Here is a 13,525-nt window from a genome sequence, read left to right as displayed (position 1 = left end):
TTTGGCAGAACAACAACGCAGCATACAAATTGCATTGAACAATGCGGGAGAAGGACAGGCGTTATTTGGCCCGCAGGATTCCTTTTTAAAATTAATCGAAGCCGCTATTCCAGCAAAAATAGCATCTCGTGAGGCAGAAGTTAATGTTTTTGGTAATGCACACGAGGTGGAAGTGCTCGAACAATTGTTCGATGTATTACTCCAGTTAATTCGCAATGGGTATATACTGACCGAAAGGGATGTCCATTATGCGATTGAATTGGCCAAAGATTTGCGCGCTGATCAGCTGCTCGATTTGTTCAAGGGTGAAATTACGACGACGTTTCGGGGTAAACCGATTCGCGTCAAAACGATTGGACAAAAGCACTATGTAACCACGATTAAGAAACGCGATATTGTATTTGGAATTGGCCCGGCGGGTACTGGTAAAACCTATCTGGCTGTAGTGCTGGCCGTAGCTGCCCTGAAGGAAGGTTCAGTCAAGCGCATTGTACTGACTCGCCCTGCGGTGGAAGCAGGTGAAAATTTAGGTTTTTTACCAGGGGATTTACAGGAAAAGGTTGATCCGTATTTACGCCCATTGTATGATGCCCTATACGATGTGATGGGCCCAGAGCAGACTGCAAAGGCACTGGAGCGCGGGTTAATAGAAATTGCTCCTTTGGCTTATATGCGGGGACGTACGCTGGATGATTCATTTATTATTTTGGACGAAGCGCAAAACACCACACCCGAGCAAATGAAAATGTTTTTGACTCGACTTGGCTTCGGCTCCAAAATGGTAATTACCGGCGATGTCACGCAAATTGATTTGCCTCGCGGCAAAAAATCCGGTCTGATTGAAGCGAATGCGATTTTACAAGGGATTGAGGAAATAGGCTTTGTCCAGTTTGCAGAAGAGGATGTTGTCCGTCATTCCCTCGTTCAAAAAATCATTGTTGCTTATGACCGTGTTGCCGAGAATCAAGGATAGCCATTCAAGTACGAGTATGGTGTGTACGATCAGAAAAAGTAATAAAATAAGCAGTGTAGCTGCCTTGAAAAAGATGATGGAGAGGGATTGTTTTAGATGACCTCGAAGGAATTATCTAAAGGGAAAACGTTCCAGCATAGAATGAATGGATGGAAGTATAGCGTGGCGACACGCTATCTTCTGTTTTTATTTTTGGTGGTTCTTTTTTATGTAGGCTTTGCGTCCAAGCTCCTTCCCGAGCGTTATGATATTCGGGTAAATCAACCGAGTGAAAAGGAAATTGTCGCCCCGATGCAGCTTCCTAACAGTAAGGCGACTTTGAAGGCTCAAGAGGAATCAGCTGAACGTGTGCAGCCCATGTATACCATTGTGCCCGTTCGCAACGATAACCTGATTACTGGTATTTTGGATCGAATTGAACGGCTCAATCAGGATGATCAGGTTTCCAGAGCAGATAAGATTTCGATTTATAAGGATGAGATTCCGCAACGTGCACGGGAATTTGTGCAAAATTTTGTGAATAATAGCCGTAATGCGGATGCCTACCCAGATAAGCTGCTGGATGAAGTGCTGGAAAAAACGAAAGAGCAAACGTACCGAATTCCAGAGGAGACATTCATTAAAATTCCGCGCCTTACATCTGAGGATATTGCTGAAATGCGGCCTGTTGCCCGTGAGATTGTGACAGGGTTGATGAATGATCAAATTACGGATGCTCAGACAGCCCGAGCGAAAGTGGCTGAGCGGGTTAGTACAAGCTCGCTTACTAAGCGTACTTCACGGGAGGTTGTTCAGGAACTTGCAAGGCTTGTGATTACCGCTAACAAGTTTTATGATGATACAGCTACGAAGGACGCCAAGGTACAGGCTCGTGAAGATACACCGACAGTTTACATTAAACAGGGTGAAGTACTCGTCAAGAAGGGTGAGATTATTACCCAGGAAATCTATACACTGCTTGATGAAAATGAGTTGCTCAAGGATAAAATCAATTATTGGCCACAATTTGGGCTGCTTATGTTGTCTATGATGCTGGCATTGGGCCTGTTTATGTATATTCGTCAATTTCAATCACGAACACGAAACTTCAAGTATAATAATGCGCAGTTGCTCATGCTAGTATTAATCTTTGTGATTACAGTGGGAGCAATGATGTTAATTTCCATACTGCAGAACAGTGAACGTTCCTATCTCGGCTATCTGGCGCCTATCGCGCTTGGAGCTATGCTCGTAACGCTGTTGCTTGATATGTCGTTGGCTTTCGTATGTGCCGTTATATTCAGTATATTGGCAAGTGTTATTTTGAATGTCCGTCAGGGACAAATTTTTGACTTTAATTTTGGATTTTTTGCTATTGTGGTCTGTCTGGCAGCGATTTTCTCTACCCATCGAGCCAGCCAGCGTTCAACACTGTTCAAAGGGGCGATTATGGTATGCCTGTTCGGTGCCCTGTCTGTTTTTTCTTTGGCACTGATTGACCAAGGAAATTGGACTCAAACGACGACGCTCTATGGGGTAGCTTTTGCTTTTGCAGGCGGTCTGATAACAGCAATACTTGTTATTGGGCTAATGCCATTTTTTGAGTCTACTTTTGGTATCTTGTCGGCACTGAAGCTTGTTGAGCTGTCGAATCCCAACCATCCATTGCTCCGTAAGCTGCTTACGGAAACACCTGGAACGTATCATCATAGTGTAATGGTGGGTAATCTGTCAGAGGCCGCAGCGGAGGCTATAGGAGCAAACGGCTTGTTGTGCCGGGTTGGTTCGTATTATCATGATATTGGTAAAACCAAGAGGCCTTCGTACTTCATTGAAAATCAAAATGGGTTGGAAAATCCACATGATTCAATAGAGCCCAAGCTTAGCAAATCCATCATTATCGCCCATGCTCGTGACGGCGTGGAAATGCAATTGGATTACAAGCTACCCAAGCCAATTCGCGATATTGCCGAGCAGCACCACGGAACGACATTCTTACACTATTTTTATCACAAGGCGTTGCGTGAGGCTGAAGAGCGGGGGGTGGAGCCTGACTTCACGGAGGATGATTTCCGTTATCCGGGACCGAAGGCTCAGTCTAAAGAGTCTGCTGTGGTGGGAATTGCTGATAGTGTGGAGGCAGCAGTTCGTTCCTTACGGAAGCCGACGGTGGAACAGGTTGAATCCATGATTGAGAAAATTATTAAGAGCCGTCTTGATGATCACCAATTTAACGACTGCGAGCTGACCATGCGGGAGCTTGATATCGTGGCTCAAACCCTCAAGGAAACAGTAATGGGGATTTTCCATTCCCGTATTGAGTATCCAGAGGAAAGGCCCAAGGCTGAAAACGGAAAAGCTTAATATAACTTGTGCATGAAGCACGGGTAGAGCACTAGAATTAAAAGGAGCGGTTGGCATGGGCCTTCAATTAGCTTGGAATAATGAACAAAACGATATGGTAATTAACGAATCTTTAATTACGCTGCTGAACACCTTATTAGAGGAGGCAGGCAGAGTGGAAGGAGTCACGGACGGTGAGGTAGCCCTTACCTTCGTTAATGATGAGCAAATTCATGAGTTGAACAGGGACTATCGGGGAATTGATCGTCCCACCGATGTGTTGTCTTTTGCTATGAAGGAGACACTGGATGAAGAGCTTGAAATTATTTACGAACCGAATGAAGAAAATTCATTGAATGATGTACCGGATGTTCTGGGGGATATTATAATCTCTGTACAGACAGCGCAAGCTCAGAGCGAAGAATACGGACATTCCATTGAGCGTGAAATCGGTTTTTTGTTTGTTCACGGCTTTCTGCATCTGTTAGGCTATGATCATCAGGATGATGTGAGTGAAGCTGAAATGATGGGCAAACAGGAAGCTGTACTGGCTCAAGCGGGGTTGACAAGGTAATGAGACGTCAGCCTTGGAGAATGACCTTTCGCTATGCTGCAGAAGGCGTGATGTATGCTCTGCGTACGCAAGTCAATATGCGGATACATGTGGCCGTGGCGTTCCTTGTCATTGTAGCAGGCTTAACTCTGCACATCTCCCGGCTCGACTGGTTATTCGTCTGCGTGGCTATCGCTATAGTCATTGTAGCCGAACTGTTCAACACCGCTGTTGAAGCGGCGGTGGATCTCATCTCACCTGATATTCATCCGCTGGCCAAAGCGGCTAAAGACACCGCCGCCGGAGCCGTGCTCCTGGCAGCGGTTTTTGCTGTAATTATTGGTATATTTGTGTTTTATAGGCCTATGTTGACGTTAATTAGTTCGCTGTTTTAATGGAAAAACCAAAATAAAATAGGTGCTTAATCGCGCTGGAGGAAATGAAATGGCTAAGAAACACTTTAAATCAGGCTTTGTCGCAATTGTTGGCAGACCCAATGTCGGAAAATCAACACTGATGAACCACGTCATTGGGCAGAAGATCGCCATTATGTCAGACAAGCCACAAACTACACGCAACAAAATTCACGGCGTATTTACTACAGAGGACACGCAAATTGTATTTTTGGATACACCCGGGATTCATAAGCGCCAGTCAAAATTAGGCGATTACATGAATCAGACTGCTTTTAATACGTTGGGTGAAGTAGAAGCGGTACTTTTTCTTATTGACGCTGCTGAAGGTCTAGGCGGTGGCGACCGTTTTATTGCGGAACAGCTTAAACAAGTAAAAACGCCAGTTATCTTGGTGCTGAATAAAATTGATCGCATTGAGCCGGAAGCGTTGCTACCCCTGATTGAGCAGTATCGCAAGTTGTACGACTTTGCTGAAATCGTACCGATCTCGGCCAAAATGGGCAACAATGTAAACACCCTGCTGGAGCAGGTGCAAAAATACTTGCCAGAAGGTCCGCAATATTATCCGGATGATCAAATTACCGATCATCCAGAACAGTTTGTTATTGCCGAGCTGGTTCGGGAAAAAATTCTGCATATGACACGTGAGGAAGTACCCCATTCTATTGCCGTTATGATTGAAGACATGAAAGTGCAGGATAATGGGGTAGTGCATATTATGGCTGTTATTTTTGTAGAGCGTGACTCCCAGAAGGGGATCATTATTGGCAAACAGGGAGCCATGCTCAAAGAAGTGGGCAAACAGGCCCGCCAGGATATCCAAAACCTGCTAGGCTCCAAGATTTTCCTGGAACTTTGGGTTAAGGTAAAAAAAGACTGGCGCAACCAGGAACGCGTTCTTCGTGACCTTGGCTTCCATCGCGATGCTTAAAAACAGAATTCGATTCTACGTTACTTTAGTTCAAGGGTTTATTGAGGCTAAAAAAATTGATATTAAATAAATATGTATAGTTGTTGTAAGCATCATAAAAAAGCCGTCCGATCTCTATGACTGAGATAAGTAACAGTCTTCTGGTCATTCAAAGCGCCGCACATATGCGGCGCTTAACTCTTGCTCTTTTTTACCCTTTTCGTCCAGTGATGAAATAAGGAGCATTTTTAACGCAATCCATTTATTTCATCGCATACTTCTCCTCTCTTCGCATCATCCTATTTTTGAGATGCAAACGTCATTTCCGAAGAAAGGATGAATACAATTGCGAGATTTTTCGTGGAAGTATTTTGCGATGACTGGAGATGTCGGTGCGTATCTGTTATATCGGGAGAGCGCCGTGACAAGGGAGCAAGACACGGATGAGGGAGAGTCGGACGAGCATGAAGAAGCCCGTGAATAGTACAAGCCACTGGCTTCTTCGCGAATGTTTGGGGGAAGAGGCATGCTTTACAGGGTGGAAGGAATCGTCATCCGCAGCATGGATTACGGTGAGGGGAACAAAATTATTACGCTTTGCACCGAAAGCGGAGGCAAAGCAGGCGTGCTGGTCAGAGGTGCAAAAAAGTCCAAAAGCCGTCACGCTGCTTTAACGCAGCCGTTTACGTACGGTGAATTCGTTTTTTTTCGAAACACGGGCTTAGGCACGTTGAATGCCGGTGAAATCATCCAATCCCACCATACATTACGCGAGGATATTACTAAGGCTGCTTACGCTTCTTATGCTTGTGAATTACTCGATCGGGTGTTACAGGATGAGGAAACAGGTGCGTTCTGGTTTAAGCAGCTAAAAGCATGTTTGGAGGCGCTGGAGAGTGGCAAAGATCCGCTGATCGTCATGAGTATTTATGAATTTAAAATATTGCAGGCGGCCGGATATGCTCCTCAGCTGGATGCATGTATTTCAAGTGGTCAACAATGTGCTGATGAAGATATGTTTGTCAGTCCGAGGCTAGGCGGAGTTTTGTGCCGAAGCTACAAGCATTTTGATCCAGCTGCATTGAGCGTGACTCCACGTACATTGAAGTTGCTGCGCTTGTTCGCCAGAATGGATTTGAATCGGCTCGGCAACATTGACGTGAAGGACTCCACTAAGCTGGAGATCAAACATGTCATGCGTCAGTTCATGGATATGCAGTTGGAGGTCAAGCTGAAATCCCGCAATTTCTTGGATCAGCTCGACAAGTACGATATGTGAAACGCCCTATTCTCTTGACTGTATTGCTGAAAACGTGTAATATCCTACTATATATCTCCTTCGGGAGCAGATGCATTGAACGAGAAAGTAGCGGGATGTATTCTCTGTAATTAGCGAGTTGGGGACGGTGTAAGCCCAGCGGGAATTCTTCGTGAACAAGGCACTCGGGAGCATCTGAATGGACACGGAAAAGAGGATTACGATCTGATTGGTGATGTAGGATCGCAATCAAGTAGGGTGGAACCGCGGGAGTCAGCTCTCGTCCCTACGTCTGTACAGGCGTAGAGGCGGGGGCTTTTTGCTGTCTCTAGCAAGGCTTTTGGGATAAAATAGCCCTGTACATACGAGCTTAATGAGAAGAAATCACCAACATTTGAGGGAAGTAGAAAGGGAGCGTGTACCAATGAATTTTCAGCAGATGATTTTAACGCTGCAACAATTTTGGGCTGAACACAACTGTATTATTGTACAGCCGTATGACACGGAAAAAGGGGCAGGCACGATGAACCCAATGACGTATTTACGTTCGATCGGACCTGAGCCGTGGAATGTAGCTTATGTTGAGCCTTCTCGTCGTCCGTCAGACGGACGTTATGGTGAGAACCCGAATCGCCTGTATCAGCATCATCAGTTCCAAGTAGTTTTGAAGCCTTCACCGGATAACATTCAGGAATTGTATTTGGAGAGTTTGAGCCGTTTGGGCATTAACCCTCTGGAGCATGATATTCGTTTCGTTGAAGATAACTGGGAAGCACCGACGTTGGGAGCGTGGGGCTTAGGTTGGGAAGTATGGCTGGACGGTATGGAAATTACCCAATTCACCTATTTCCAGCAAGTGGGCGGTATTGATGCCAGTCCGGTTGCCGTAGAAATCACGTATGGTATGGAACGTCTTGCTTCCTACATCCAGGACAAGGAGAATGTGTTCGATTTGGAGTGGGTCAATGGAATCACGTACGGTGATGTTTTCCACCAGCCTGAATTTGAGCATTCCAAGTATACGTTCGAAGTATCTGACGTCAAAATGCTCTTTACTCTTTTTAATATGTACGAAGAAGAGGCAAATAAAGCGATGGCGCAGCATCTTGTATTTCCAGCCTATGATTATGTGCTGAAATGTTCTCATGCGTTCAACTTGCTGGACGCTCGCGGAGCGATCAGTGTGACGGAACGGACCGGGTTTATTATACGAGTACGTAATTTGGCGCGTCAGGTGGCTGCGACCTATCTGGAGGAGCGCGAGAAGCTGGGCTTCCCGCTGTTGAAGAAAGGAGGTGCGGCAAATGTCTAAGGATTTATTGTTTGAGATCGGGTTGGAAGAAGTCCCTGCACGTTTTATCCCGAATGCGATTCAGCAGTTGAAGCAGCGTATGACGGCGTGGCTTGACAGCTCGCGTATTGCTTATGGTGCTGTAGAGGCTTATGCTACACCTCGCCGTTTGGCGGTACTTGTCAAGGAAGTAGCGGAGAAGCAAGAAGATATTAACGAAGAAGTTAAAGGTCCTTCCCGCAAAATCGCACTCGACGAATCTGGTAACTGGAGCAAGGCTGCACTAGGCTTTGCTCGCAGCCAAGGTGTTGATCCTGAACAGTTCACATTCAAGGAGCTTGGAGGCGTGGAATATATTTACGCCACTAAGAGCAGCATAGGTGTACCAACAGCGGATGTACTGTCCGAAGGTTTATTGCACATTTTACATGCCATGACATTCCCTAAATTCATGCGATGGGCAAGTTATGACTTTAAATTTGTTCGTCCGATCCGCTGGTTGATTGCCTTGTTTGGTAACGATATTGTTAATTTGGAGATTGCCGGCGTGCAGTCAGGAAATGTGACAAGAGGGCATCGTTTCCTGGGACAGGATGCCGTTGTAGCAAGTCCAGCTGACTATGTTGAAGTACTTCGCAAGCAGCATGTCATTGTGGACATTGAGGAACGTCAAACGCTTATTGTAAAGCAAATTGAAGCGCTGGCTGCCGAAAAAGATTGGACGATTGCGGTCAAGGATGATCTGCTGGAAGAAGTGCTGTATTTGGTGGAAACCCCAACAGTACTGTTCGGAGGTTTTGATCCTGCGTTCCTGAACATTCCGAAGGATGTACTCATTACTTCCATGCGTGAACATCAACGCTATTTCCCAGTGCTGGATCGCACAGGAGAGCTACTGCCATACTTTGTTACGGTACGTAACGGAGGAAGTCAATCGCTGGAAGTCATTGCTAAAGGGAATGAAAAAGTATTGCGTGCGCGGCTGTCTGATGCCAAATTCTTTTATGAAGAAGATCAGAAGCTGGAAATTAAAGATGCACTCTCCAAACTGGAAAGTATCGTTTTCCACGAAGAGCTGGGAACGGTTGGAGACAAAGTGCGCCGGATTCGCCGTATTGCTGATGCTCTGGCAGAGAAACTTCACGTTTCCTCAGATACACAGGAATCGGTTAGTCGAGCAGCGGATATTTGTAAATTTGACCTGGTAACACAAATGGTATATGAGTTCCCTGAACTGCAAGGTGTGATGGGTGAGGATTATGCTCGTAAGGCTGGAGAGAAGGAAGAAGTGGCGAGAGCGGTGTTTGAGCATTACCAACCGCGTTATGCAGGAGAAACGGTTCCTTCAACGAATGCTGGAGCGATTGTAAGTATCGCAGACAAGATAGATACCATTACAGGATGCTTCTCCATCGGTATTATTCCAACAGGTTCACAGGACCCTTACGCGCTTCGTCGTCAGGCAGCAGGTATTGTGCAAATCTTGTTGGATCGTAAGCTTTCGGCTACGTTGTCTGATGTGTTCAATATCGCGCTCGATGTGCACGGCAACCTTGGAAATATGAAACGTTCCGCGGATGAAATACGTAAAGAATTACATGAGTTTTTCGGATTACGGGTGAAGAAACTATTGTCTGAGACACTTCGCTATGACGTTGTGGATGCTGTGCTTGCAGCTGGATATGACGATGTTGCTTCCGTTGTTAACCGCGGAACTGCATTAATGACTGCCGTACAAACAGGTGAGGTATTCAAAGCAACAGTTGAATCCTTTAATCGTGTAGGCAATCTGGCTGCTAAAGCAGTGCATAAGTTAGTTAATACGAGTGAGTTTACGGAGCAAGGCGAAAAAACGCTTTACGAAGCATGGTCTAGCGCTTATGAATCTTATAGCGTAGCTTTACAGGAAGGTGATGCGACACGAGCGTTAGCGCTTGCTTCATCCATTACCCCTGCGGTGACGGCATTCTTTGATTCCGTTATGGTTATGGCTGAGGATGATGCTGTTCGTAATAATCGTTTGGCATTGCTGGCTGCTATTGACTCAGAACTGAAGCGTTTTGCCGATTTTTCCAAGCTTGTAGTTTAAACGTTAGTTGTGGTAGTATGAACAACTTGAAAAAATGGGTATAAATATACGGAACGGTGTAAGAGTAATCTTGCAGCCGTTCCGTATTTTACTCGAATGCGGATGGAGATGGGGGATGCTCATGGAGGGAACCGGAACTTTACTGGATGTGCGGATCGTTGTTGACGGGGACGCTTGTCCTGTTAAAAGTGAAATTGCGGATATAGCTTCCCGTTTTCATATTGAGGTTATTATGGTATCTTCATATGATCATCTCATTCAGGGCAGCGAAGGCGTAAGCGTCGTTAAAGTAGACCGAAGCGACCAAAGTGCCGATCTCTATATTGCCAATCATATCCGCCGCGGAGATATTGTGACCACCAATGATTATGGTCTTGCTGCACTTGCCTTGGCAAAAGGTTGCGAAGTGATGTCTTTTCGCGGAGCTATGTATCGAAACGATTCGATAGATTTCATGCTTGACCGACGCCATACTTCTGCCAAAGAACGGAAAAAAGGACGTTATGGAAAAGGTCCTAAACCGTTTACATTAGAGGATCGTGAAGTTTTTCAACATAAACTGACAAAACTTTTACTTCGCTTGCAGGAGAATGAATAACGGTATCGAATTATATTTACGTGCTAAAGAGATGAAGGTGGTTAATATGAGTGCCGGACAAGGTAACATACCGGACGATATCATTGAGTCTGTTTTACAACATCATGATATTGTAGATACGGTAAGCAAGTACGTGCATTTGACCAAGCAGGGGAAATATATGAAAGGCCTCTGTCCTTTTCATTCCGAAAAAACCCCTTCATTCACCGTGACACCGGATCGTCAGATTTTTTACTGCTACGGCTGCGGCGCGGGAGGCAATGCCATCAAATTTATGATGGAAATCGAAGGACTATCCTTTCCCGAAGCTGTCAGGACAATGGCAGAAGAAAGTCATATCCCGCTCGGCGAATGGCAGGGACGTGATTCATCGCATCAGCATCCTGAGTTGGACAGGCTGTTGCAAGCGTATGAGTTAACTTCTAAGATGTACCATTTTTTGCTTAAAAATACGGAGCACGGCAAACCAGCCATGGAATACTTGCGCTCACGGGGATTCAGTGACAAGATCATTGATCAATTTCAAATTGGCTATGCACCCAACCGATGGGATACGATCGTTCAGTTTCTGGAGAAGCGTTCTTTTGATCCCGTGGAGATGGAAAAGGGAGGGCTTATTTCTCCCCGGCATGAGGGTGATGGATATGTGGATCGATTCAGAGATCGTATCATGTTTCCCATTTGGAATCGCAACGGAAAAGTTATTGCCTTTGCAGGCCGTATACTTGGTGAGGGACAGCCGAAGTATTTGAATTCACCGGAGACCAAGCTATTCAACAAGAGCCGAACGCTGTACAATCTCCATCATGCTAAAACCTCAATTCGCAAGCTACGCCAAAGTGTTCTTTTTGAAGGCTATGGTGATGTTATCTCGGCGTGGGAAGCTGGCGTACAAAATGGGGTGGCCGCCATGGGCACTGCTCTAACGGAGCACCATGCTACGATGTTAAAAGGACTGTGCGACGAGGTTATTATTTGTTATGATGGTGACCGGGCAGGACAAGCTGCTGCGCTTAAAAATTTTCCGCTGTTGGAAAATGCGGGGCTTCACGTGAAAGTAGCGCTGGTCAGTGACGGTATGGACCCGGATGATTTTATCCGGCAATACGGCGGCGAACGATTCCAGCGCCAAATTATCGAAAGTGCTGTTTCAACGGTGAAATTTAAGCTTATATATCTGAAAAAAAACCATATACTGCAAGAGGAAGAAGGAAGAATCGCGTATTCCCGCGAAGCATTAAATGTCATTGCACCTCTGTCATCCCCGACCGAGCGGGAAGTGTATCTGCGCGAAGTATCATCCGAAGTCAAGGTGGATTTTGAAACCTTGAAGCAAGAATGCAATTTACTCCGTCAATCCCTGCAAAAAAAACAGAACTTTGGGGATAATAACGAAAATGGGTGGAATAATGGTAGGCATAAAAAAGGGCAGGTCTCCACACCTAATCTGTTGCCAGCTTACCATGTGGCTGAACGCAGGCTGCTTCACTGGATGATGCAGGATTTAGAAGCTGCAGAGTATGTAGAAAAGCATCTGGGCGACGCCTTTAATATTGAGGATCATGCAGCAATTGCTGCTTATCTATATGCCTATTACGCGCAAGGGAAGTTACCGGATACAAGCCGTTTTATTTCATCTTTGCAAGACGACCGACTGGAGAAGAACGTAAGTTCGATCATGATGATGGATGCTCCAGGCGTATGGGCACCGCACATTTTGGATGATTATATTCATCAAGTGCGAAAATTTCCATTGCAGGAGCAACTGGATTTGAAAAGGGAAGAAATGAGAGCCGCTGAGCGCTTAGGTGACTTTTTGCGCGCAGCACAAATTGCAAGTGAGATTATAGCCCTAGAGAGACAATGAACACACAGAGGTCGGATGTTTCTAGGGAGGAGGGAGTCGAAAGATGGCGAATGATCAGCATACTGAACTGGAGACGGAACTAACACTGGATCAGGTTAAAGATCAACTGATTGAGTTGGGTAAAAAAAGTTCCTCTCTGAACTACAAAGATATCATGGAAAAACTGTCGCCGTTTGATCAGGACCCCGAGCAAATGGATGAGTTTTATGAGCAGCTGGGTGACTTGGGGATTGAGGTTGTGAATGACAACGACGAAGAAGTTACCAGATTGCGTCAAAATGACGACCCGGAAAACAATGATGGGGATGATTTTAATTTCGATGACGATCTGAGCCTGCCTCCCGGTATTAAAATTAATGACCCGGTCCGGATGTACTTGAAGGAAATCGGTCGTGTACCGTTGCTTTCTGCTGATGATGAGGTGGAGCTTGCCAAACGGATCAATAACGGCGATGAAGAAGCTAAGCGTCGGTTGGCAGAAGCGAACTTGCGTCTGGTTGTAAGTATTGCTAAACGTTATGTTGGTCGCGGAATGCTTTTCCTGGATCTGATTCAGGAAGGTAATATGGGTTTGATTAAGGCAGTAGAAAAATTTGATTACGAAAAAGGCTTTAAATTCAGTACGTATGCAACCTGGTGGATTCGTCAGGCCATTACGCGCGCAATAGCCGATCAGGCGAGAACGATCCGTATTCCAGTGCATATGGTGGAAACGATCAACAAGCTGATTCGCGTATCGCGTCAACTGTTGCAAGAGCTGGGGCGCGAACCTACGCCGGAAGAAGTGGCTGCCGAGATGGAGCTGAGCGTGGAAAAAGTACGGGAGATTATGAAAATTGCCCAAGAACCAGTTTCATTGGAAACACCAATTGGTGAAGAGGATGACTCACATCTGGGGGATTTCATTGAGGATCAGGAAGCATTGGCGCCTGCAGATGCGGCTGCCTATGAACTTCTGAAGGAACAGCTTGAGGATGTACTGGATACGTTGACCGAACGGGAAGAGAATGTTTTGCGTCTCCGCTTTGGTTTGGACGACGGAAGAACCAGAACTCTTGAAGAAGTGGGTAAAGTGTTCGGTGTTACACGTGAACGTATTCGTCAGATTGAGGCCAAAGCGCTGCGTAAGTTGCGCCATCCAAGCCGCAGTAAGCGACTGAAGGATTTCCTCGAATAGAAGCGTAACATTGCGGACCTTCTGCGGCTTGAAGCGCGCAGGGGGTCTTTTTTTATCTCATGGCAGCCTTG

At 45.8% G+C, this 13,525-nt stretch carries 12 protein-coding genes; all 12 read left to right on the top strand.

The annotated features are described in order from the left end of the window. The first annotated feature begins 1 nt into the window (after position 1). The 12 genes from ACYCSE_RS00455 to rpoD all read left to right on the top strand — a co-directional run bounded on the left by ACYCSE_RS00455 (position 2) and on the right by rpoD (position 13,454). Positions 2-973 (top strand): PhoH family protein, encoded by a 972-nt coding sequence (locus ACYCSE_RS00455; RefSeq protein ID WP_029517794.1) that lies wholly within the window; start codon positions 2-4, stop codon positions 971-973. Between the two features lie 96 nt (positions 974-1,069). Further along, complete coding sequence (locus ACYCSE_RS00450) at positions 1,070-3,316, top strand: HD family phosphohydrolase (RefSeq protein ID WP_459700772.1); 2,247 nt, start codon at positions 1,070-1,072, stop codon at positions 3,314-3,316. Between the two features lie 55 nt (positions 3,317-3,371). After that, entirely contained in the window at positions 3,372-3,869 is a 498-nt protein-coding gene (gene ybeY / locus ACYCSE_RS00445; protein ID WP_025722123.1) for an rRNA maturation RNase YbeY, read from the top strand. Next, on the top strand, positions 3,869-4,243 hold the full coding sequence (locus ACYCSE_RS00440) for a diacylglycerol kinase family protein (RefSeq protein ID WP_039272277.1): 375 nt from the start codon (positions 3,869-3,871) through the stop codon (positions 4,241-4,243). The genes ybeY and ACYCSE_RS00440 overlap by 1 nt, the downstream gene beginning before the upstream one ends. A 49-nt stretch (positions 4,244-4,292) precedes the next feature. Further along, positions 4,293-5,195 (top strand): GTPase Era, encoded by a 903-nt coding sequence (gene era, locus ACYCSE_RS00435; protein ID WP_029517791.1) that lies wholly within the window; start codon positions 4,293-4,295, stop codon positions 5,193-5,195. A gap of 325 nt (positions 5,196-5,520) precedes the next feature. After that, positions 5,521-5,658, top strand: a complete 138-nt coding sequence (locus ACYCSE_RS00430; RefSeq protein WP_013372137.1) for a YqzL family protein — start codon at positions 5,521-5,523, stop codon at positions 5,656-5,658. A gap of 42 nt (positions 5,659-5,700) precedes the next feature. Then, a complete protein-coding gene (gene recO, locus ACYCSE_RS00425; protein WP_013311133.1) occupies positions 5,701-6,453 on the top strand; it encodes a DNA repair protein RecO in 753 nt (250 codons plus the stop codon). A 403-nt stretch (positions 6,454-6,856) separates the two neighbouring features. Continuing rightward, a complete protein-coding gene (glyQ, locus tag ACYCSE_RS00420) occupies positions 6,857-7,744 on the top strand; it encodes a glycine--tRNA ligase subunit alpha (protein WP_023989480.1) in 888 nt (295 codons plus the stop codon). Beyond that, complete coding sequence (gene glyS, locus ACYCSE_RS00415; RefSeq protein WP_459700767.1) at positions 7,737-9,812, top strand: glycine--tRNA ligase subunit beta; 2,076 nt, start codon at positions 7,737-7,739, stop codon at positions 9,810-9,812. The genes glyQ and glyS overlap by 8 nt, the downstream gene beginning before the upstream one ends. A 121-nt stretch (positions 9,813-9,933) precedes the next feature. After that, entirely contained in the window at positions 9,934-10,410 is a 477-nt protein-coding gene (locus ACYCSE_RS00410) for a YaiI/YqxD family protein (RefSeq protein ID WP_322171351.1), read from the top strand. Next, positions 10,403-12,277, top strand: coding sequence for a DNA primase (gene dnaG, locus ACYCSE_RS00405; protein ID WP_459700764.1), 1,875 nt, complete (start codon positions 10,403-10,405; stop codon positions 12,275-12,277). Before ACYCSE_RS00410 ends, dnaG begins: the two co-directional genes overlap by 8 nt. A 43-nt stretch (positions 12,278-12,320) precedes the next feature. Then, positions 12,321-13,454, top strand: coding sequence for an RNA polymerase sigma factor RpoD (rpoD, locus tag ACYCSE_RS00400; protein ID WP_007431230.1), 1,134 nt, complete (start codon positions 12,321-12,323; stop codon positions 13,452-13,454). Positions 13,455-13,525: the final 71 nt, after the last annotated feature.

Source organism: Paenibacillus sp. SEL1 (genome assembly GCF_054602535.1).
Note: the sequence above shows the minus strand (reverse complement) of the source record. Positions and strands in the feature narration are given on the sequence as shown.